A 22,136-nucleotide genomic window follows, 5' to 3' on the forward strand; every position below is an offset into this window, starting at 1 on the left:
GTTTACAAACGGCAATGCCGCTCGCCGGATCTGTAGATTTACTGAGGGAAATAGACCCTAACCAAACTGCCCGTGACAGAACCAGCCTGCAGACATGGTTCCGCCATGGCCGTAAAACAGCCACAACCGCTCGCCCTGCTGTGTCACCACAACCCAGTAGTCCCGCACGCCGCTGCGCCAGTTCGGGTCATCTAGCCACCATTCCGGTGCGATCCGTTCCGGGCCGGTGGCCTGCGCCAGCTGCCAGTTACGTCCGCGCCAGCGAAAGGCGCTGGGCACGTCGGGGGTTTCCGGGGCCATTACCGGCTCAGGCTGCCACATCAGCAGGGGGCGCGGGCGTGGCGGCACAGGCCAGTCGCGGGCAGGTTCCGACCATGCCGCCGCCAGCGTTTGCGCCGTTTTCTCAGGGATGTGCGAGGCCGCCGGATGGCGCCGGGTGATCGCCTCAAGCCCCACCCGCGCGCCCAGCTTGCCGATCAGGTCATCCACGGCGGTATTGCCCGCCAGCCGGTTGCGGGCCACACGGCGGGCTTCGGCATGGCCGGCCACGGTACGGGCGTGGATGGGTTCCGTCTGCACCGCCTCAAGCCGCAGCATGTCGATGCCGTAGCCTGCGTCGATCTTGTCGATTTTCATCTCTAACAAAGGGCGAATGCGGTGTTTATCGTAAGTTGGGCGGGCCAGACCGACCTCGATAACCTCAGCCGCCTGATCGGCACGGTGCGCCTCCAGCCGCAGGGTGCGGGCACCGCGCCCCTTTTCTTCCAGCTTGGTGCAAAGCGTTGGCAGAACCCGATCAACCGCAGCCATGACATCCTCAACCAGACCAATCGGGTTGGGCAGGGTCATCCGGACCGCGAAGTGATGCGGCGGGCGGGCGGGCGAGACAGGCTCGGGCGCGCTGCCCATGGCCTGATCCAACCGCAGAACCAGCCCGCGCCCAAACCTCCGCGCAAGGCTGGCGCGGGGTTGGCCCAGCAGATCGCCGATGCGGCGCAGGCCCAGACGGTTCAGCTGCACGACAACCTGATCGTCCAACCGCAGCGCGGCGATGGGCAGGGGGCTGAGTGCGCCATAAGATTGCCCCGGCGGTGCGATCCGCGCGCCTCCGCCCAGGGCCCTCACTTGCGGCGCGGTGCCGCCTTTGGTCCAGTGCCGCCGTTTGCCCGCCCGGGCGCGGGTGGCACGGGCCTCCTGACTGATGGCGTCGCCATTGCGGTCGGATGTGGCCGCTTGCCCCGCATAGCGCGCCAAAGCCCAGGCTGCGCCCAGCGTGTCGGCGATGCCCATCTGTACGCTGAGGCCCATATCCGCGCAGTCGGTTTCAAGAACGTTCAGCAACGCCTCCTCTCCGCCAAACAGATGGGTGCAACCTGACAGATCGACGATCAGCCCGTCCGGGGCCTCTTCGGCCACCCATGGGCTGAACTTTCCCGCCCAGCGACGCAATGCGGCCAGGAACGCGGCTTCGGCCGGGGCGTTACGGTGGCGCGTGATCAGGTTGGCACACATGGCATGAGCATCCCGCACCGGCTGGCCGATACGCAGCCCGGCAGCCTGCGCATCGGCATTCACCGAGGTAATAACCTGCATGTTCGACTGCTCGGCCACGATGGCCAAAGGTCCGGTATGCAGCCCCCGCGCAGCGCGGATCAGCCGTTCAGCCCCCAGACGGGGGAACCATAGCGAAAGTATTCGGCGTTTGGGCATTTTCAAGCATCATAACGTTCTTACTTTGTTCTTAAGTGAGAATCGATGCCTGAGTCGAGTCCGCCCTTATCCGCAGGTCAGCCGCTGGATGATCCCGTCACCATTCACGTATACGTTTAGCCGGTCGATGCGGTAATCCTGCGTGGCGATGTCATCCGGCCCCAGCACGCGCGACCGCGCGGGCAGGTTTGCCTGAATGGTTGAAACAGGCTGGCCAACGGTATCCGAAAAATCTTCGCCCTGACAAAAGGCCAGATCGACCGGGGCAGGTTCCGGTGGCAGCAAAGCGTCTTCGGGCGCGGGCGGGGTCTCAGCGCAGGCCGCCAGAAAGATCAGGATCGGGAAAAATCGATGCATTGGCGTTCCTCATTCTGGCAATGTCGTTTCTGCAATATCAATTAATTAGCCAACCTGCCATGAAAGCACGGTTGAAAACACCCTGTAATTGACGCAGGGTCGGGGCAAAAGTGACAGGGAGATAAGTAGCATGCGTACCCGTGCCGCCGTCGCCATTCAGGCAGGCAAACCTTTGGAAGTGATGGATGTAAACCTCGAAGGCCCCAAGGCGGGCGAGGTTCTGGTCGAGATCAAGGCCACCGGCATCTGTCATACCGACGAATTCACTCTGTCGGGTGCCGACCCCGAAGGCTTGTTTCCGGCCATTCTGGGCCATGAAGGCGCAGGCGTGGTGGTCGAGGTCGGCCCAGGAGTGACCAGCCTGAAGCCGGGCGATCATGTGATCCCGCTTTACACCCCCGAATGTCGCGAGTGTGAATACTGTCTGCACCCCAAGACCAACCTGTGTCAGGCGATCCGGGAAACACAGGGCAAGGGTCTGATGCCCGATGGCACCTCTCGTTTCTCGACCTTGGATGGCGATCCGATCCTGCATTACATGGGCTGCTCGACCTTCTCGAACCACACGGTTCTGCCTGAAATCGCGCTGGCCAAGGTGCGCGAGGATGCGCCGTTCGACAAGATCTGCTATATCGGCTGTGGTGTCACAACCGGTATCGGCGCGGTCATCAACACGGCCAAGGTGGAAATCGGCAGCCGTGCAATCGTGTTTGGTCTGGGCGGTATCGGCCTGAACGTCATTCAGGGCCTGCGTCTGGCCGGAGCAGACCAGATCGTCGGCGTCGACCTGAATCCCTCCAAGGTGGAAATGGCCACCAGGTTCGGCATGACCGACTTCGTGAACCCGTCAGAGGTTGAAGGCGATCTGGTGCCGTATCTCGTCAACCTGACCAAGGGCGGTGCGGATTATACGTTTGACGCCACAGGCAATGTCGGCGTGATGCGTGCAGCACTTGAATCGGCGCATAAGGGCTGGGGTGAGTCGATCATCATTGGCGTGGCACCTGCAGGGGCCGAAATTTCGACCCGGCCATTCCAGCTGGTCACCGGCCGTTCGTGGCGCGGTACCGCATTTGGTGGTGCGCGTGGGCGCACGGACGTGCCCAAGATCGTCGACTGGTACATGGAAGGCAAGATCGAGATCGACCCGATGATCACCCACACCATGGGTCTGGACGACATCAACCACGGCTTCGACCTGATGCATAAGGGCGAAAGCATTCGCTCGGTGGTTATCTACTAAGAGTAAACACCAAAGTTCTAGAAAACGGCGCGCTGATCGGCGCGCCGTTTTTGTTGGACCTACTTTCCAGGCCGTGTTGCCCCTGTGTCCGCCCGGGGTGAACGAACCCGCAGAACAGGGGTATTGGCCGAGGTGGTGTTGGCCCGGCTTTCTCGCCACACAACATAGACGCCGGACGCGATGATGATGCTAGCCCCGACGGCGACCCAGATGTCAGGGCGCTCGTCGAAGAAGATCATGCCAAACAGCGTCGCCCAGATGATCTGGCTGTACTGGCTGGGGGCGACGACACCGGCGGGCGCGGCGCGGTAGGCCAGAATGATCAGGTGTTGGGCGATGACCGAGAACACCCCGACCAGCGCCATCATCGCCAGGTGCAGCAGGGAAGGCGGCTGATATACAGCCGGTTGGGCAAGGCTCATCACAACGATGGCCAATAGCATCGGATAGAGGATCAGCACGGCCGAGCGTTCCTCATTCCCGATCTTGCGCACAAGGACCGAGGCGAAGGCGCTGCAAAAGGCGGCCATCAGGGCGGCCATATGGCCTAGTGTGATATCCGTTGCACCGGGGCGCAGAACGATCAGGACGCCAATTAGGCCGACGCCAACCGCAGCCCAGCGCTGGACGCGGACCACTTCACCCAGTATCGGGATCGACAGTACCGTGACGATCAGCGGGAAAGAAAACAGCAGGGAATAGACCTCGGCCAGTGGCAGAACCGAAAACGCGTAAAATGCGCAGGACATGGCTGTAACCATCAGGCCCGAGCGCAGCAATACCAGCCATGGGTGATGCGGCAGAAAGTTTCCCGTCGTTCGGTCGGTCAGGATCGTGACCGCCATTGGAACGAAAGAAAACAGCGTGGCAAAAAAGATGATCTGCATCACTGAATAGGTGCCGCCCAGCACCTTGATCAGCGCATCGTGGCTGGCAAAGACGGCAAATCCCAGAAATGCATAGCCAAGCCCCCGAAGGGTGTTGTTTTGAGCGCTCATCGATCCGGCCTCGGCCTATGTTGGTGTGGTGACGATACATCGTGGCAGCGCAGGCAGGGTTCCCGGCTGTCTTTATTGCTGCTTAACCCTATTCTGAGGGCACGAATAGCCCTTATTTTACCGCTAACATGTCAAAACCACCATGATCTGGGATCATCGCAGGATCGGCGGCGCATCTTTGGGCTGTCGTGCGGATTGAACACCTGCCTTCATACCGACACCGATGCGGCGGGCCAAGGCGACCCATGGGGTGGCCGTTTCCGCGGGCAGGGTCCGGGTGGCGACCTCTTCGAACAGATCCAGCCAATGGGCAAAGAATTCCGGTTTCACATCGGGCCGTTCGATATGGACCCGTTGCGGATTACCGTCATAACAGCGCTCATACAGGATGGCATTGCGCCAGAAGGCGGCGATCTTGTCCTCATGCGCGGGCCAGTCGGTGACGTGGTTTGCGAATACGGGCCCAAGAACCGCGTCTTGCCGGACACGGGCATAAAAGGCGCGAACTTGCGCGTTGATCTGCTCGGGCGTCGCGGGAAAGCGCGGGGGAAGGATGGGTCTGGTCATGACAGCCTGAATTTCAACTCTGTTTTCGGCAGATAGGGTGTTCCGGCGTTACGGAACAGAGGTGGTTTTGTCGCGCCCATCCGGCGTCAGCAGATGCCGCAGCAGGGCCACCGGGTGCGCCCGCAGGCTGAGGCGGGTGGCGACGTAATCTTCGACCACCTGCTCGCCCAGCGTCATCTGTGGCAGGTAAGCCTTGGGTTCATCCAGCGCCTCGCCCTCCAAGTCCTGCGAGAACAGTGGCAGAGGTTTGGCGGTGGCAATTGCCTTGGCCTGCCAGAGCGCCTCGCGCCGGGTCAGGTCGCAGGCGGCGAAGGCATCAGCCTCGGCCAGCCGTTCGATCACCGACGGCCCAAGGCCTGCGCGGCGCCAGACATCGTCGACCTGGGTGTAGCCATTGCCGCGTGCGGCGGTCAGCCAGCTGGCGTCTTCCTCGCTCAGGCCCTTGATCTGGCGAAAGCCCAGCCGCAGCGCCAGACCGCCATGGCCATCAGGCTCCATCACATTGTCCCAAAAGCTGGCATTGATGCAGACCGGGCGCACCTGCACCCCATGTTCGCGCGCATCCCGCACGATTTGCGCCGGCGCGTAGAACCCCATCGGCTGCGAGTTCAGCAGGGCGCAGGCGAAGATGCCCGGATGGTGGCATTTGATCCAGGCAGAGGCATAGACCAGCAGCGCAAAACTGGCCGCGTGGCTTTCCGGGAAACCGTACGAGCCGAAGCCTTCGATCTGGGAAAAGCAACGTTCCGCGAAATCCTGTTCATACCCGTTGCGTTTCATCCCGCGCAAAAAGAGCGCGCGGAATTCGCTGACATTGCCATGTTTCTTGAAGGTTGCCAGCGACCGCCGCAGCCGATCGGCCTGTTCCGGGGTGAAGCCCGCGCCGACAATGGCGATCTGCATCGCCTGTTCCTGAAACAACGGCACACCCAGCGTTTTGCCCAATACCTCGCCCAGCGCGTCCGAGGGGAAGCAGACCTCCTCCTCGCCATTACGGCGGCGGATATAGGGGTGGACCATGTCGCCCTGAATGGGGCCGGGGCGGATGATGGCAACCTCGATCACCAGATCATAGAAATTACGCGGCCGCATCCGCGGCAGGAAGTTCATCTGTGCACGTGATTCCACCTGAAACACGCCGATGCTGTCCGCCTTGCAGAGCATGTCATAGACTGCCGGATCCTCGGGTGGCAGGGTGGCAAGGGTATAGCTGGTCTGGTGGTGCTGGCCGATCAGGTCAAACGCCTTGCGGATGCAGGTGAGCATCCCGAGGCTGAGGACATCGACCTTGAGGATGCCAAGACTGTCGATATCGTCCTTGTCCCAGCAGATGACCGTGCGACCCTCCATCGTGGCGTTTTCGATGGGGACAAGCTCATCCAGCCGACCCTCGGTGATGATAAATCCTCCCACATGCTGCGAGAGGTGGCGGGGAAAGCCGTCGATCTCATAAACCAGCATTAGAGTCTGTTTCAGGCGCCGATCTTCGGGGTCGAGGCCAATTTCGCGCATCCGTTGCGCCTCAAGCCCCGAGGCCGAGAAAAAACCCCAAAGCTGTGAGGAAAGCGCCGAGATTGTATCTTCGGTCAGGCCCATGGCGCGTCCAACCTCGCGGATGGCGCGTTTGCCGCGATAATGCACGACAGTGGCGCAGAGGCCCGCGCGTTCGCGGCCATAGCGGTCATAGATGTGCTGGATCACCTCTTCACGGCGTTCGTGTTCGAAATCGACATCTATGTCTGGCGGTTCATCGCGCGCCTCGGAGACGAAGCGTTCAAACACCATGGTGCCCATCTCGGGGCTGACCTCGGTGATGCCGAGGCAAAAGCAGACGACCGAATTGGCCGCTGACCCGCGCCCCTGGCACAGGATGCTGCGCGAACGGGCGAAATGGACGATATCGCGGACGGTCAGGAAGTAGGGTTCGTATTTCAGCTTGCCGATCAGCGTCAGCTCATGCGCCAGCATTTTTTTCGCCTTTTCGGACGCCCCGGCGGGATAGCGCCATTTCAGCCCCTCATGCGCCAGACGGTGCAGGCGCTGGGTCGGGGTTTCCTGTTCGCTGCCCTCGCTGGGGTATTCATAACGCAGCTCACCCAGCGAGAACTTCAACTCTTCGCTGAGCACATGGGCGCGGGCAACGGCACCTTCATGACCCTTGAAGATGCGTAGCATCTCGGCCTCGGAGCGCAGGCGCTGTTCACCATTGGCCAAAGCGTCCCGGCCCAATGCGTCCACTTTGCGGCGCAGGCGGATGGCGGTCAGCACATCGCCCAGTTTGCGGCGGGTGCCGTGGTGCATCAGCGGTGTTGCGCTGGCGAGCGTGAGGATGCCAAGCTGTTTTGCCTCAATCTCTAATAAAGAGAAATACGAACCATCGGCGCCATCATACCGAGGGCGCATCAACAGATGCATCCGCCCGGCAAAGCGGCGCGTCAGCTGCTGCGCCTGTGTCCGCCACGCGCCCGCGCCGCCTGGAGAGCCCGCCGCCTGTGGCCACAGTAGCAGGTGGAGGCCATCGGAAAATTCGAGCAGGTCAGACAGGTGCAGGATGCAATCACCTTTCTCGGCGCGCAGGCGACCCCTGGACAGGATGCGGCACAGGTTGGCCCAGCCCTGTCGGTTCAGGGGTAAGGCGGTGACAGTGGGCGCATCGGTGAAGATCAGCCGCGCCGCCGGGATCAGGCGGGGAACCGCGTCGATGGGATAGGAGGGCGGCTTGGGGATATGATCGGGGCAGGGTGGACCGATTGAGGTATTCTGCGCCTCCCACGCCAGCCGTTCGCGGACCTTGCGGGCGATCTCGCGCGCCTGAGTGTGGGCGCGGACGATCCCGGCGACCGAGTTGTCATCGGCAATCGCAATGGCGGGTAGGCCCAGGGTGACGGCACGCTCCATATACTCCTCGGGGTGCGACGCCCCGGTGAGGAAGGTAAAATTCGACGTGATCGACAGCTCGGCATACATGGCGATTCCACATTATATTCACGTTTTGTTCTTTTTCGAGTCCTTTGCGCAGGAAACGGGTCGATTGGGTCCGGCCGCACGGGCATGGTCAGCAAAAAATGAGATCCGAGATGTTCAAAATCACCGCTTTGCCCACCAACGATGTACGCGCCCTTCAGACAGGTGGCGCGGATGCATATGGTTCAACGCCGGAACGTGCTGTTTCGACGGGTGCAGGTAACCCGTGCCGCCACTGCCTGCGACATATCCCCGAGGGCGATGAGATGCTGATATTGGCACATCGACCTTTTTCAAAGACACATCCCTATGCAGAAACCGGCCCGATCTTTCTGTGCGCAACACCATGTGATCGGTACGAAGAAGACGCGCTGCCCGAAATTCTGACCACCTCGCCCGACTATCTGATCAAGGGCTACGGTACGGATGACAGGATCGTCTATGGCACCGGGGCGATCACGCCGACGGATCAGATCGGCACAAAAGTCAGGGATATCTTTTCCCGATCCGACGTTGCCTATATTCACGTGCGATCTGCGCGGAATAACTGCTATCAGGCGCGAATAGACCGGGCTTAAAGCTTGACGCGGTGGATGCCCCGGCGTGGCTGATCCTGATCATCCGCCGGATGATCTTCGGTACGGGACGAGGTCAGGGCAAGGAATACATCCTCAAGATCGGCCTCTTCGGTGCGGACGTCGCGGATGCGGATATTCGCGGCGCGCACCGATTCCAGAACCTGTTCGGCGCTGGTCTGGATGTTTCGGTATTGCAGGACAAGGCTGCCATCATCGCGGAGAGCTGCCTCGACGCCTTCTGACGCAGGCAGATCAGTGATCGGGCTGTCGGGCACAATCACCATGGTGCGGCTGTCCATGCGGCCCAGCAGGTTGGCGGTGCTGTCCTGCGCGACCTTTTCACCGTGGTTGATAATGGCGATCTCGTCGCACATCTCCTGCGCTTCTTCCAGGTAGTGGGTGGTCAGGATGATGGTCATGCCCTGTTCGTTCAGCTTGCGCACATTGGCCCAGAGCATCTGGCGCAGTTCGATATCCACACCCGCTGTGGGTTCATCAAGCACAAGGATTTTCGGGTGATGCACCAGTGCCTTGGCCAGCAGCAACCGCCGCCGCATACCGCCCGAAAGAGTGCGGGCATAGGCCTCGGCCTTGTCGCTGAGACCGACCAGTTCCAGAATCTGATCACTGCGCCGCTCGGACTTCGGAACGCCATAGAGGCCGGCCTGAACCTCAAGCGCGCCGCGCGGGGTGAAAAACGGGTCGAGGTTCAGCTCTTGCGGCATCACACCAATGGCCGATCGTGACTGGCGTGGATTCTGATCCTGATCGAAGCCCCAGATCGCTACGCGGCCCGCCGATTTCACCACCAGACCAGCCAGGATGTTGATCAGGGTCGATTTTCCTGCACCGTTCGGACCCAGCAGACCAAAAACCGAGCCGCGCGGGACGGTCAGGTCAATGCCATTCAGCGCATGTTTCTCGGGCTGACCCTTGCCACCGCGATAGGTTTTGCGCAGCCCTTCGATCCTGATTGCCGCGTCATACATGTGGCACTTGCCCCCGGTTTGATCATCGCTCATAAACGCACCTAATACATGCCCGCGAGGCCGACAACCGAAGAAGGATCGCCAGCCGTGACCATCGAAGCGCCGGAAACCAAGATCGTCGAAACCGCCCGTGTTGCCTGTGATGGCGGCGAAGGTGCGTTGGGTCATCCGCGCGTGTGGCTGCAGATCCCCGAAGACACGGGCTGGGTCGAGTGCCCCTATTGCGACTGCAAATATGTTCTGGCCGGGCATCAGACTGACGCCTGAGCCCGTGTTGCCCGGTGCGGGCATTGAGTATTTATGAAAAGATGAAGATTGCGGCCGCGGTGCGGGTGGCTCTATCGTTGCGCCCGTGGCATTAGTGTTTTCGCAAGTGATCAGAGAGGGCGCGAAATGACCACGAATTTCGGAAAAGGGTGTCACCTGCATCTGATCGATGGATCGGCCTTTATTTTCCGGGCCTATCATGCGCTGCCGCCACTGACCCGCAAGTCGGATGGGTTGCCAATTGGGGCTGTTTCGGGCTTTTGCAACATGCTGCAGAAATATGTCGAGGGAAATACGGGGCCAGATGCGCCGACCCATGTGGCGGTGATCTTTGATAAGGGCTCCCATACCTTCCGGAACGATCTTTACGACCTCTACAAAGCCAACCGCGAGGCGATGCCCGAGGACCTGCGCCCACAGATGCCACTGACCCGTGAGGCGACGAAAGCGTTCAACATCGCCTGCAAGGAGATGGAGGGCTATGAGGCTGACGACATCATCGCGACCCTTGCTGTTCAGGCACGGGATGCCGGTGGCCGCGTGACCATCGTGAGTTCCGACAAGGACTTGATGCAGTTGGTCGGTGACGGCGTCGAAATGCTGGATGCGATGAAGAACAAACGCATTGACCGGGATGGCGTGGTCGAGAAGTTCGGGGTCGGACCGGAACGTGTGGTCGATGTTCAGGCGTTGGCTGGTGATAGCGTCGACAATGTTCCTGGCGCGCCGGGGATCGGGGTCAAGACGGCGGCCTTGCTGATCAATGAATTCGGCGACCTGGAAACCCTGCTGGACCGGGCAGATGAGATCAAGCAGCCCAAACGCCGCCAGACCCTGATCGAAATGCGAGACCAGATCGAGCTTTCGAAGAAACTGGTTCAACTGGATGAGAATACTCCGCTGGATTTCACCTTGGATGACCTTGAGGTGAGGGACCCCGATGCAGACACGCTGTTGGCGTTTCTGGCCGAGATGGAGTTCCGCACCCTCACCAAGCGTATCGCTGACAAGCTGGGGGTTGAGGCTCCGGTGATTGCCGACGCCCCTGCGCCAGCGGTGGAAGAGGTCGAGGCCGAGGTGATCCCGTTTGACAGTTCGAAATACGAATGCGTGCGTGATGCAGCGGCCCTGCAAAAGTGGATTGACCAGGCCTATGAGCGTGGTTGGGTTGCTGTAGACACAGAGACCACGGGCCTGAACGAGATGATTGCCGGTCTGGTGGGTATTTCGCTGTGTGTCGAGGCCGGAGAAGCCTGTTACATCCCGTTGACCCACCGCGATGGATCAGCGGATGATCTGTTTGGGTCGGATGCTTTGGCCGAGGGGCAGATGCCATTGGAAGAAGCCCTGAGGCTTTTGAAACCGATGCTCGAGGATCCGTCGGTCCTCAAGATCGGGCAGAACATGAAGTATGATGCCAAGATCTTCAGGCGGCATGGCATCGACTTGGCACCCCTCGACGATACGATGCTGATGTCCTACGCCATGCATGGCGGTGAGCATGGGCATGGGATGGACACTCTGTCCGAACGTTATCTGAGCCACACACCGATCCCGATCAAACCGCTGCTGGGGTCGGGGAAGTCGGCAATCACCTTCGACAAGGTCGCGATTGACGAGGCCACGGCCTATGCCGCCGAAGATGCGGACATCACCCTGCGTTTGTGGCAGCTGTTCAAACCGCAATTGCATCGGGCGCAGGTGACAACGGTCTATGAGACGCTGGAACGGCCGCTTGTGCCGGTGCTGGCCGAGATGGAGATGCATGGCATCAAGGTCGACCGAGATGTCCTGAGCCGGATGTCCAACGCATTTGCCCAGAAAATGGCCGGGTTAGAGGCTGAAATTCACGAGTTGGCCGGGGGAAGCTTTAATGTCGGATCACCCGCTCAGCTGGGCGAAATCCTGTTCGACAAGATGGGTCTGGAAGGCGGGAAGAAAGGCAAGACCGGGAAATACTCGACCGGGGCAGATATTCTGGAAGACCTCGCAACCGAACACGAGTTGCCGCGCCGTGTTCTGGACTGGCGGCAGCTGAGCAAGCTGAAATCGACCTATACCGATGCGCTACAGACCCATATCAACCCCGACACAGGCCGGGTGCATACGTCTTATTCGATCACCGGAGCGAACACGGGGCGTCTGGCCTCGACCGATCCGAACCTGCAAAACATTCCGGTGCGGACAGAAGAAGGGCGGCGTATTCGTGAGGCTTTCATCGCCGAGCCGGGAAATGTGATGGTCAGCCTCGACTACAGCCAGATCGAGTTGCGGATTCTGGCCCATATTGCTGATATTTCGGCTCTGAAACAGGCGTTTTCGGACGGGCTGGATATTCACGCCATGACTGCGTCCGAAATGTTTGATGTGCCGTTGGGTGAGATGACGCCTGATATCCGCCGTCAGGCAAAGGCAATCAACTTCGGTGTGATCTACGGCATTTCGGGTTTTGGACTGGCCCGGAACCTGCGTATTCCACGGGCCGAGGCGCAGGGCTTTATTGATCGTTATTTCGAACGTTTCCCAGGCATTCGCCGCTATATGGACGACACAGTCGAATTCGCGAAAGAGCACGGCTATGTGCAAACCCTGTTCGGGCGCAAGATCCACACGCCCGAGATCAATGCCAAGGGGCCACATGCCGGGTTCTCGCGCCGCGCGGCGATCAATGCACCAATTCAAGGTACGGCAGCGGATGTGATCCGGCGCGCGATGGTGCGAATGCCGGACGCGATCGCCGGATTGCCTGCCAGGATGCTGTTGCAGGTTCACGACGAGTTGTTGTTCGAGGTGGCCGAAGATGCGGTGGATCAGGTGATCGACGTGGCCCGTGACGTGATGGAGGGCGCCTCGGACCCTGCGGTCAAGCTGGATGTGAAGCTGGTCGTGGATGCCGGGAAGGGTGCGAACTGGGCCGAGGCGCACTAGCGGCGTTGTTCATCAGGTCTCGGCGGGCTGTCCTAGCAGCGGGTCAGCCCTGTGGCCTGACCATGCGGTTCACCATTCGTTGCACAGACGGGCCAAACAGCAGGATTACGGTGAAGGCGATGGGCCAGCAAAAAGCCCAGGACGCCATCCAGTCGCCAACTGTGCCAGGGTTAAACCCAATCGCTTTGACCGTCGCGATCCCTGTTACAATCAAGGACATGAGGCCGGACATGATCAGGCTGAAAACGGCACGGGCATAGCGGGCTGGTATCATGGCAGGCATCCTAATGGTCACAATGCCGCTGATGTGCGGTATTTGAATGAAAATTACCAGTGTCAGTCCCGCATCCAGTCAAGTGTGTCGCAGGTGCGTTGTGTTGTGGGTGTGTATTCCGCGCTGACCCAGCCGCTATAACCTACCGCGTCCATGGTCGAGAACAAGGCCTTGAAATCCGTTGGTCCGCGACCCGGTTCCGTGCGATTCGGGGCTGCGCCAACTTGGGCATGGACCACCTGCGGATGAAAGCGGTCCCAGACAGCCAGCGCGTCGCCATGGATCATATGAGCGTGAAAGCTGTCAAATTGCAGGCCGACATTCGGGCGATCCACCTGGTTGAGCACATCTGCTGCCAGATCGTAATCGTTCAAAAAATACCCGGGCTGTGAAACCGGGTTGAGCGGTTCGATGGTGAATTTTTGCTGTGGGGCGAATTCGGCGGCCCATTGCAGGTTTTGCACTAAACAATTCAATGCATCCGGCCCTGTGGCGTATCCGGACATGATGTGGATCAGGCCGGGGCGCAGCACCCCGGCATATCGCAGGACACGGCGGATATCCGACTGGAACCGCGATTGACCATCGGGGATCGCTGCGTAACCCGGCGCACCGCCGGTGTAGTTGGGCGGTGGCGCGTTGATCAGCACAAGCTCCAACCCGCTGGCAAGCAAAGCGCGACGGGTTTCCGTCGCGGCGATGTCGTAGGGAAACAAAACCTCGACTGCGGTGAACCCGGCATCTGCCGCCGCCTGAAACCGCTCCAGGTAAGGTATTTCGGTAAACAGAAGCGAAAGGTTGGCGGCAAATTTGGGCATAGGCGGTCAGCGGTTGTGGTTATCCGACCATAACCAAGGGATGATTTTTGGGGAAGGGATCGAAAACGACAGATTGTCGAAAATCGACCAGATCGCCTGCACCGAATCAGCAAGGGTCCGCTCAGCGCGGCGCGTCATTACGGGTGCCGCCTTAACAAAAGGTTCGAATCCAATGGCGATGAGCCCGGAACCCGTACGCGGGGCAACTACTGCTCTGCCCGGCGGTCAAAACTCTGCGTTGTCAGGGAATGGGTTGGCGGTTGCCTCCATGATTACCTGGGCAGCGGGTTTCCCGGCGGCCGAAGTTCTGCTGCAAACCTGGCCCCCTGTTGCATTGCTGACCGCGCGCCTGGTGCTGGCGGTTGCCGTTCTGATTCCGGTCTGGATTCTGCTGGACGGTCCAAGCAGAGTGTTACGCGCCAGATGGGGTCGGGCGATGGTTGTCGGCGGCTTTGGTTTTGGCTTTGCCATGTTTTTGCTGATCGTCGCGCAGAAAATGACGGATCCGGTGACGGTCGCGATCATTGCATCCTGTGCGCCCTTGCTTGCAACAGTACTGGAACTGATGGCAGGAACCCGACGGCTGAAGTGGACCTTTGCGTTGGGTGTTCTGGTGTCGGTTCTGGGTGGATTGATTGCAACCAGCACCGCCGCGCCCGAACAGCTGGGGCTGGGTGCGGTTCTGGCGATCCTTGCAACGGGCCTGTTTTGTTGGGGTAGCATGGCCACTGCGCGCGACTTCCCGGAGCTTAGTCAGATCGGGCGCTGCACGATTACCTTCGTCGGTGGGTTGCTCATGGCCGCGGTGCTGAGTTTTGGGGCGGCCCAGCTGGGCATGGATGTGCTGCCAACCGCGGCCATTGATGGACAGCAATGGGGGATGCTTGGGATCTATGCCTTGATATCACTGGGGCTCAGCCAGGTGTTGTTCATCTCGGCTGTGGGAAAGCTGGGCGTGGCGCTGGCTTCGTTTCACATCAATATTGCCCCGTTTTACGTGATGCTGATCATGCTGATGCTGGGGGAGGGCTGGAACTGGACCCGTGCGCTGGGCGCGGGCGTGGTCGCTTTGGCCGTCGTGCTGGCTCAGGACCGCGCACCGCGGTCAACCAAAATCGGCTGAAGGGATCAGCGGGAAGAACTGCCCGCCTGACCAGACACCAAACCAGCCCTCATAGTGGCTACCAATCTCGACAAGGCGATAGAAGCTTTTGCGATCTATGCGCGCTTCGAGGTTCGTGCGGATCAGTATGTAGGGTGACGGTTCTTCTGTTTCAGGATCGATAACAATCCGGATCGGATGCGCGGGCCCTGCAACAGCGACGTCGTCCACTTGTGTGCGAAAGGTCAGGTTCCGCGTGTGACCTTCGCCGGTTTGCTCGAAATCCACGGCGATAAAAGGCGCGTCTTCGACAGTGATTCCCACCTTTTCAACCGGCGTGACCAGATAGTATTTCCCGTCTTCTTTCTTAAGAATTGAGGAAAAAAGCTTCACAAGCTCGAACCGATTGATGGGCGAGCCTAAATAACTCCATGTACCATCTTTTGCGACACGGATGTCCAGATCGCCACAAAACGGGGGATTCCACAGGTGAACGGGCGGTAAACCCCGGGTTTTGGCGGCTTTTACCGATGCGGCCAATCCGTCGGGCGAGGGTTTCACAGGTTTTTGTCCGCTCATTGCTTTTGCCATTTCCTCTCAGCGCGATACACTTCAATCATATTCGTCCACGGAAGGGAAAGTCATGAACGAACCTGCCGACCTCGTAGCCGAGATCGAAGCGCTGGAAAACAAGCTGCAAGAGGCCAAGGCCTCGATCACCCGCCGCTTCATCGGGCAGGAAAGGGTCGTGGACCTGACTCTGGCTGCGCTTTTGTGCGGTGGTCACGCGCTTCTGATCGGTCTGCCGGGCTTGGGTAAGACACGGTTGGTCGAGACACTGTCGACCGTGATGGGCCTGCATGGCAATCGCATTCAGTTTACGCCCGACCTGATGCCCGCTGACATTCTCGGGTCCGAGGTGTTGGATACGGCCGACGATGGAAGCCGCCATTTCCGTTTCATTCCCGGCCCGATCTTCTGTCAGCTGCTGATGGCGGACGAGATCAACCGGGCAAGCCCGCGAACGCAATCCGCGCTGCTGCAAGCGATGCAGGAGCGTACGGTGACAGTAGCCGGTGAGGACCGTTCCCTTGGTGTGCCATTCCATGTTCTGGCCACGCAAAACCCGATCGAACAGGAAGGCACCTATCCCCTGCCCGAAGCGCAGCTGGACCGGTTTCTGGTGCAGATCGATGTAGAATACCCCGACCGCCAGACCGAGCGGGATATTCTGCTGGCCACGACCGGTGTTGAAGAAGACAAAGCGTACCAGATTTTCAGCAAGGAAGAACTGCTGGCAGCGCAGGTCCTGTTGCGTCGGATGCCGGTCGGGGACTCGGTTGTGGAGCTGATCCTTGATCTGGTGCGGGCCTTCCGCCCGGAAGAAGCTGGCATATCCGAACGGGTTGCCGAAACCGTCGCGTGGGGTCCTGGTCCACGCGCTGCGCAGGCGCTGATGATGACGGTTCGGGCACGTGCGATGTTGCAGGGGCGTCTGGCACCCAATGCCGAGGATGTGCTGGATATGGCGCGCCCGGTGCTTAGCCACCGGATGGCTCTCAACTTTGCGGCACGGGCACGCGGTGACAGTCTGGCTGACCTGATCGACTCGACCGCTGTCGGGTTGATCCGGACCGAGGCGGCGGCGTGAATGCCGCGCTGACCCTTCGCGAAAGATCCGAGGCCGAGGCATCGCGGCTGCCGCCCCTTTTGGCGCGGGCCGAACATCTGGCTGGCACCGTTCTGCTGGGAGACCATGGTCGGCGGCGCTCTGGCATGGGGGATGATTTTTGGCAATACCGCCCTGCGCAGATCGGGGACAGCCGCCGGATGATCGACCACCGTCGTTCGGCGCGTGGAGATCAGCAATATGTGCGGGAACGCGAATGGCAGATCGCGCAATCGGTAATGCTTTGGGTCGATCAGGGGGCGTCGATGCGGTTTGCGTCCGACAAATCGTTGCCGACCAAGGCGGATCGCGCCCGGCTATTGGGGCTGGCAACGTCCATCTTGCTGGTCCGCGGCGGTGAACGTGTGGGCCTGACAGGGACGACCTTGCCACCCCGGCGTGGCAATGCACAGATCATCCGGCTGGCGCAAGCCTGGTCCGAGGATGATCAATCGGATTACGCGCCACCCGAACATCGCGCCATGATCCCGCATGCCCGTGCCGTGTTCATTTCGGATTTTCTTGGTCCAATGGATGAAGTTGAACTGGCCCTGACCAAAGCTGCCGACCGTGGTGTTCGCGGCGTGATCCTTCAGGTGCTGGATCCGGGAGAAGAGACATTTCCCTATCGTGGACGTACGATTTTCGAAAGCGTCGGTGGGTCCGTCCGACACGAAACGCTCAAGGCCGCAGAGCTGCGGGATCGCTATCTGAAACGCCTCGCCCACCGTAAGGATGCGCTGACGCAGCTTTGCCGGGCGACTGGCTGGCAATTGGGCCTGCATCACACGGGCGATAGCGCACAAGCGGCTCTGTTGTGGATATACCGTGCGCTGGACGGGGGAACGCGATGACGGTTCTGGCAGGCATCGGCTTTACCGCTCCATGGGTGCTGCTGGGTCTTCTGACCCTGCCGATCCTGTGGCTGATCCTGCGCGCGGTGCCGCCCGCGCCGATCCGCCGGATGTTCCCGGCGGTGACGCTGCTGCTGGGCCTGAAGGATGACGAAAGCGTTTCGGACCGCACGCCGTGGTGGCTGTTGCTGCTGCGGATGCTGGCAGCTGCAGCGGTGATCATAGGTCTGGCCGGTCCGGTTCTGAACCCGTCGCGGGATGAGATCGGGTCCGGGCCGCTGCTGATGGTGCTGGACGCCAGTTGGGCAGGCGCGACCCGATGGTCGGCCACGCTGGATCAGATCGATGCGCAACTGACCGAGGCCGGTCGCGCAGGGCGCACGGTGGCTATCCTGCGCCTGACCGAACCGGAAACACCCGTTTTTCAGGGGGCCGAGGCTTGGCGGGGACATTTGCCGGGATTGATGCCCAACCCATGGCAGCCGACCGAACCTCAGATCGCACAGGCCATTGCGGCTATAAATTCGATTGATGGGGGGTTTGACACCCATTGGTTCAGTGACCGGCTGGATTATGTGGATCATGCGGCGCTGGTCTCCAGCTTGCAGGCTCGTGGCGATGTCGTGGTGTATCAGGCGGCGTCCCGGCCCATGGCGATCCTGCCAGCGGCTTATCAGGATGGGCTGATCAAAGTGACAGTGCAGCGCGCAGGCCCCGGCCCCGAGGAACGTGTGACAGTATTGGCACAAGGGCGCGACCCGGCGGGAACCGCCCGAGTGCTGCATTCTGTGGAACTGACCCTTGAAGCCGGGGATTCATCGGCGCAGGTCGATCTGGCGCTGCCATCCGAACTCCGCGCCCGGATCACGCGGTTCGAAATCCAGGGCCAAAGGTCCGCCGGGACCGTGACCTTGACCGATGACAGCCTGCGTCGCCGTGAGGTCGCGCTGATTGCCGGGAGTTTGAACCGCGAAGGTCTGGAGCTGCTGTCACCCCTGCATTATCTGACTCAGGTCCTGAGCCCCACGGCGGATTTCGTCGATGGCGGTCTGACTGAGGTTCTGCCCGCCAATCCGGATGTCATTGTTCTGTCAGATGTGGCCCAGATGTCGGAACCTGAAAAGGCGGACCTGATTGAATGGGTCGAACAGGGCGGTTTGCTGCTGCGCTTTGCCGGCCCGCGTATGGCGGCCAGCGATCTTGGGCGTGACACCGAAGACACCCTGCTGCCTGCGCGGCTGCGCAGCGGTGGGCGATCTGTCGGCGGCGCGATGAGCTGGGGTGAGGCCAAGACCCTGGCACCATTCCCCGAAACCTCGCCTTTCTATGGATTGGACATCCCTGATGACGTGGTCGTTTCCACTCAGGTCATGGCGCAACCAGACCCTAACTTGGCGGATCGTGTGATTGCCTCGCTGTCTGACGGCACGCCTTTGGTGACACGTAAGGCGCTGGGATTGGGGCAGGTGGTGTTGTTCCATGTGACCGCCGATGCAGAATGGTCCAGCCTGCCACTGTCGGGCCTGTTCGTTGAAATGCTGGATCGGCTGGCCGTGGCCTCGGCCGCAAAGTCACGGCAAGAGGCTCAGTTACTGGGAACAACATGGGAGCCGGTACAGATCATGGACGGGTTTGGCACATTGTCAGATGCCGGAACCCTGGCCGGTGTCGACGGGGTTGAGCTGATATCGCGCCAGATTGGGCCGGAACTGCGCCCGGGTCTTTATGAAAGTGGCAAGCAGAAGCTGGCGTTGAACGTCGTCTCAGAAGAAACTCAGCTGCGTCCTGTTGTCTGGCCCGCAAATGTGCCGATCAAAGGGCAGGAGGTCAGCACGGAAATGCCGCTCGGCGGTCTGTTGCTCAGCCTTGCGCTGATTTTGCTGACGATCGATGTTATTGCATCGCTTGCTTTGTCGGGCAGGTTGGGTCTGGCCCGGACGACGGCCTTGGCGCTGGCCGGTTTCCTTCTGGTACCCGAAGGTCACGCACAAACGCCTGAGGACACCGAGTTTGCATTGGCTGCGACCCACGAACTGGTATTGGCGCATGTCCTGACTGGCGATGCGCAAGTAGATGATATTGCGCAAGCCGGGTTGCGGGGGCTTGGTCAAACCCTCCTCTATCGGACATCGGTTGAACCAGCAGACCCCATCGGTGTTGATCTGGAACGGGATGAACTCGCGTACTTTCCGTTGCTTTATTGGCCGATCTCAGCGAACCAGTCGCAACCTTCGGCCGAAGCCTATGTCAAGCTGAACGCCTATCTGCGGTCCGGAGGGATGATCCTGTTTGACACGCGTGACGCGGATATCGCGGGTTTCGGTGCCTCCAGCCCAAATGGCCGCAAACTGCAACAACTGGCCACACCGCTGAATATACCCGCATTAGAGCCGATTCCGCGTGATCATGTTCTGACACGCACGTTCTACCTTTTACGGGATTTTCCTGGCCGATATTCAGGCACCGAGGTTTGGGTCGAAGCCGCGCCGCTGGATGCAGAACAGATCGACGGGATGCCCTTCCGCAATCTGAACGACAATGTGACGCCGGTGGTCATTGGCGGCAATGACTGGGCCGGTGCCTGGGCGGTGGATCGCAACGGGCAGGCCCTGTTGCCCGTCGGGCGCGGTTATGCCGGGGAAAGGCAACGCGAGTTGGCCAATCGTTTTGGTGTCAATCTGGTGATGCATGTGCTGACGGGGAACTACAAATCCGATCAGGTTCACGTGCCCGCCCTTCTGGACAGGTTGGGACAATGACAGGAACCGTCATCTTTGATCCGCTGATCCCGTGGGCGATACTGCTTGTCGTGGGTATGATTGCCGTGGCCGGGGTCGTGCTGGCCTTGTGGCGCGGATTGTCGGGATGGGCTTTGCGTGGGTTGACGGTGCTGGTGATCATCGCTGCGCTGTCCGGCCCGGTCTACCAGATTGAGGATCGTGCACCGCTGACAGATATCGTTCTGATGTTCGAGGATGAAAGCGCCAGCCAGACGCTTTCAGACCGGGTGGTACAAACGGCAATGGCCGCAGAAGATCTGGCCGCCGAGATCGAAGCACGCGACAATACAGAACTGCGACGCATCCGGGTCGGCGATGGTGAAGGCGATGAGGGCACGCAGATCATGGCAGCCCTGAACGAAGCCCTGGCGGAAGAGCCGCGCGCGCGCATCGCCGGTATCCTCGTGGTGTCCGACGGGATTGTGCATGATGTCGATCAGGCCCCGGATCTGCCCGCACCGATGCACCTGCTGCAAACCGGGCGAGAAAGCGACTGGGATCGCAGGCTTATTGTTCGAAACGCCCCTGCTTTCGCCATCATTGGTGAATCGGTGACGTTGACCCTGCGCGTGGAAGACAGCGGAGCAGCCCCTGCAGGTGCAACATCTGCGCCGTTGGAAATTTCGGTGGATGGGGGCGAGCCCGAGCAGTTCAGCATTCCAATCGGTCGCGATGTCGAACTGCCCGTCACTTTGCCCCATGGTGGGCGCAACGTGATCCAGTTTTCTGTCCCTCAGGCTGAAGGCGAGTTGACTGATCGCAACAACACGGCCCTGATCCAGATGAACGGCGTAAGGGACCGCCTGCGTGTGCTGTTGGTCTCGGGCGAGCCGCATCCGGGTGGTCGCACGTGGCGTAACTTGTTGAAATCTGACAGTTCTGTTGATCTGGTGCATTTCACTATCCTGCGCCCGCCTGAAAAGCAGGACGGTGTGCCGGTGGACGAGCTGTCGCTGATCGCCTTTCCGACTCGTGAGTTGTTTCTGGAAAAGATCAACGATTTCGACCTGATCATCTTTGACCGCTACAAGAGGCGCGGGATTCTGCCTGCGATCTATCTGGACAATGTCACAAGCTACATCAACGAAGGCGGCGCGGTCCTGGTTGCCGCCGGTCCCGATTTCGCTGGTGCCGACAGCATCTTCCGCTCTCCCTTGGCGCCAGTTCTGCCGGCCCAGCCAACCGCGCGGGTGATCGAGGAACGATATGTGCCGATGGTCAGTGATCTGGGGCATCGTCACCCGGTCACGACCAATCTTGGAGAGTCCGAGGATTGGGGGGCGTGGTTGCGTCAGATCGACGTGAAACACCGCTCGGGCGACGTGCTGATGACCGGGGTCGAGGATCGTCCGCTGCTTGTCCTGAACCGTGTTGGCGAAGGGCGCGTTGCGATGCTTGCGTCCGACCACGCCTGGCTTTGGAGTCGCGGTTTCGAAGGAGGTGGCCCGCAGCTGGAGCTGTTGCGCAGGCTGGCCCATTGGATGATGAAAGAACCGGAACTGGAAGAAGAAGCGTTGTGGGCCGAGGCCAACGGTCAGTCCATGCGCATCATTCGTCAGACGCTTGGGACAGAGGTCGGCCCTGTAACAGTCACCTTGCCGAATGGCGAGACGTTGGAGATTACTTTGAAAGAGGTTTCTCCGGGTCGGTTTGAAGCGCAGTATTACGGCCCTGAGATCGGCCTTTATCGCTTGCAGGAAGGTGACCACATGGCTGTGATCGGCCTTGGCCCTGCTGCACCGAAAGAGTTCGAGCGTACCATCGCGACAGGTGATGTCCTCGAACCGGTGCTGGCCGGGTTGCGGGGCGGTGTGATCCGGCTGGAAGATGGGATGCCATCGATCCGCAACGTGCGCGCCGGACGCCCCGCCGCCGGTCGGGGCTGGATCGGTCTGACCCCACGCAACGCGTATGAAACGCGGGATGTCACGCAGGCCGGGTTGCTGCCACCCTGGCTTGTCTTGCTGCTGGCTGGGGGGTTCCTGCTAGGCGGTTGGCTGCGGGAAGGGCGGCGTTAACGCTGGCCCGTTGCTGTTTT

General features: G+C 60.4%; 18 protein-coding genes. 9 read left to right on the forward strand and 9 right to left on the reverse strand.

Going from position 1 to position 22,136, the window contains the following annotated elements; translation table 11 throughout:
• Positions 1-57 precede the first annotated feature (57 nt).
• Positions 58-1,710 (reverse strand): DUF6504 family protein, encoded by a 1,653-nt coding sequence (locus tag ACR3FC_RS09405; protein WP_480474469.1) that lies wholly within the window; start codon positions 1,708-1,710, stop codon positions 58-60.
• Between the two features lie 66 nt (positions 1,711-1,776).
• Complete coding sequence (locus tag ACR3FC_RS09410; RefSeq protein ID WP_480474470.1) at positions 1,777-2,067, reverse strand: I78 family peptidase inhibitor; 291 nt, start codon at positions 2,065-2,067, stop codon at positions 1,777-1,779.
• Positions 2,068-2,197: 130 nt separating this feature from the next.
• On the opposite strand from ACR3FC_RS09410, the gene ACR3FC_RS09415 reads away from it, so the two are divergent.
• A complete protein-coding gene (locus ACR3FC_RS09415) occupies positions 2,198-3,310 on the forward strand; it encodes an S-(hydroxymethyl)glutathione dehydrogenase/class III alcohol dehydrogenase (protein ID WP_267364409.1) in 1,113 nt (370 codons plus the stop codon).
• A 59-nt stretch (positions 3,311-3,369) separates the two neighbouring features.
• Here the strand turns inward: ACR3FC_RS09415 and ACR3FC_RS09420 are convergent, their stop codons facing one another.
• The 3 genes from ACR3FC_RS09420 to ACR3FC_RS09430 all read right to left on the reverse strand — a co-directional run bounded on the left by ACR3FC_RS09420 (position 3,370) and on the right by ACR3FC_RS09430 (position 7,842).
• Positions 3,370-4,308: a DMT family transporter gene (locus tag ACR3FC_RS09420; RefSeq protein ID WP_480474471.1), complete on the reverse strand. Its 939-nt coding sequence runs from the start codon at positions 4,306-4,308 to the stop codon at positions 3,370-3,372.
• Positions 4,309-4,461: 153 nt separating this feature from the next.
• Positions 4,462-4,875, reverse strand: coding sequence for a group III truncated hemoglobin (locus ACR3FC_RS09425; protein WP_480474472.1), 414 nt, complete (start codon positions 4,873-4,875; stop codon positions 4,462-4,464).
• A 48-nt stretch (positions 4,876-4,923) separates the two neighbouring features.
• Positions 4,924-7,842 carry an error-prone DNA polymerase gene (locus tag ACR3FC_RS09430; protein WP_480474474.1) on the reverse strand — a complete coding sequence of 973 codons (2,919 nt, stop codon included), beginning with the start codon at positions 7,840-7,842 and terminating at the stop codon, positions 4,924-4,926.
• Positions 7,843-7,952: 110 nt separating this feature from the next.
• Here ACR3FC_RS09430 and ACR3FC_RS09435 point away from each other — a divergent pair, with 110 nt between their 5' ends.
• Positions 7,953-8,417: a DUF1203 domain-containing protein gene (locus tag ACR3FC_RS09435; RefSeq protein ID WP_480474475.1), complete on the forward strand. Its 465-nt coding sequence runs from the start codon at positions 7,953-7,955 to the stop codon at positions 8,415-8,417.
• Here the strand turns inward: ACR3FC_RS09435 and ACR3FC_RS09440 are convergent.
• Entirely contained in the window at positions 8,414-9,406 is a 993-nt protein-coding gene (locus tag ACR3FC_RS09440; protein WP_480476868.1) for an ABC transporter ATP-binding protein, read from the reverse strand. The two genes, ACR3FC_RS09435 and ACR3FC_RS09440, sit on opposite strands and share 4 nt — an antisense overlap.
• 87 nt (positions 9,407-9,493) lie before the next feature.
• Here ACR3FC_RS09440 and ACR3FC_RS09445 point away from each other — a divergent pair, with 87 nt between their 5' ends.
• Positions 9,494-9,673, forward strand: coding sequence for a zinc-finger domain-containing protein (locus tag ACR3FC_RS09445; protein ID WP_480476870.1), 180 nt, complete (start codon positions 9,494-9,496; stop codon positions 9,671-9,673).
• A gap of 126 nt (positions 9,674-9,799) precedes the next feature.
• Positions 9,800-12,601, forward strand: a complete 2,802-nt coding sequence (polA, locus tag ACR3FC_RS09450; protein WP_480474476.1) for a DNA polymerase I — start codon at positions 9,800-9,802, stop codon at positions 12,599-12,601.
• Between the two features lie 43 nt (positions 12,602-12,644).
• Here polA and ACR3FC_RS09455 read toward each other — a convergent pair whose 3' ends face one another.
• Positions 12,645-12,875, reverse strand: a complete 231-nt coding sequence (locus ACR3FC_RS09455; protein WP_480474477.1) for a DUF2798 domain-containing protein — start codon at positions 12,873-12,875, stop codon at positions 12,645-12,647.
• A 62-nt stretch (positions 12,876-12,937) separates the two neighbouring features.
• Positions 12,938-13,693: a hydroxypyruvate isomerase family protein gene (locus tag ACR3FC_RS09460; RefSeq protein ID WP_480474478.1), complete on the reverse strand. Its 756-nt coding sequence runs from the start codon at positions 13,691-13,693 to the stop codon at positions 12,938-12,940.
• A gap of 268 nt (positions 13,694-13,961) precedes the next feature.
• Here ACR3FC_RS09460 and ACR3FC_RS09465 point away from each other — a divergent pair, with 268 nt between their 5' ends.
• Positions 13,962-14,816, forward strand: coding sequence for a DMT family transporter (locus ACR3FC_RS09465; RefSeq protein ID WP_480474480.1), 855 nt, complete (start codon positions 13,962-13,964; stop codon positions 14,814-14,816).
• Here ACR3FC_RS09465 and ACR3FC_RS09470 read toward each other — a convergent pair.
• Positions 14,799-15,374, reverse strand: a complete 576-nt coding sequence (locus tag ACR3FC_RS09470; protein ID WP_480474482.1) for a DUF1285 domain-containing protein — start codon at positions 15,372-15,374, stop codon at positions 14,799-14,801. The two genes, ACR3FC_RS09465 and ACR3FC_RS09470, sit on opposite strands and share 18 nt — an antisense overlap.
• Before the next feature lie 64 nt (positions 15,375-15,438).
• Here ACR3FC_RS09470 and ACR3FC_RS09475 point away from each other — a divergent pair, with 64 nt between their 5' ends.
• The 4 genes from ACR3FC_RS09475 to ACR3FC_RS09490 are packed head-to-tail and all read left to right on the forward strand — an operon-like array spanning position 15,439 to position 22,116.
• Entirely contained in the window at positions 15,439-16,446 is a 1,008-nt protein-coding gene (locus ACR3FC_RS09475; RefSeq protein WP_480474483.1) for an AAA family ATPase, read from the forward strand.
• Positions 16,443-17,318, forward strand: a complete 876-nt coding sequence (locus tag ACR3FC_RS09480) for a DUF58 domain-containing protein (RefSeq protein ID WP_480474484.1) — start codon at positions 16,443-16,445, stop codon at positions 17,316-17,318. The genes ACR3FC_RS09475 and ACR3FC_RS09480 overlap by 4 nt, the downstream gene beginning before the upstream one ends.
• Positions 17,315-20,077, forward strand: a complete 2,763-nt coding sequence (locus ACR3FC_RS09485) for a DUF4159 domain-containing protein (RefSeq protein ID WP_480474485.1) — start codon at positions 17,315-17,317, stop codon at positions 20,075-20,077. The genes ACR3FC_RS09480 and ACR3FC_RS09485 overlap by 4 nt, the downstream gene beginning before the upstream one ends.
• Positions 20,074-22,116, forward strand: coding sequence for a hypothetical protein (locus tag ACR3FC_RS09490; RefSeq protein ID WP_480474486.1), 2,043 nt, complete (start codon positions 20,074-20,076; stop codon positions 22,114-22,116). Before ACR3FC_RS09485 ends, ACR3FC_RS09490 begins: the two co-directional genes overlap by 4 nt.
• Positions 22,117-22,136 lie beyond the last annotated feature (20 nt).

The sequence above is a fragment of the Ruegeria sp. AF3 genome (assembly GCF_056536285.1).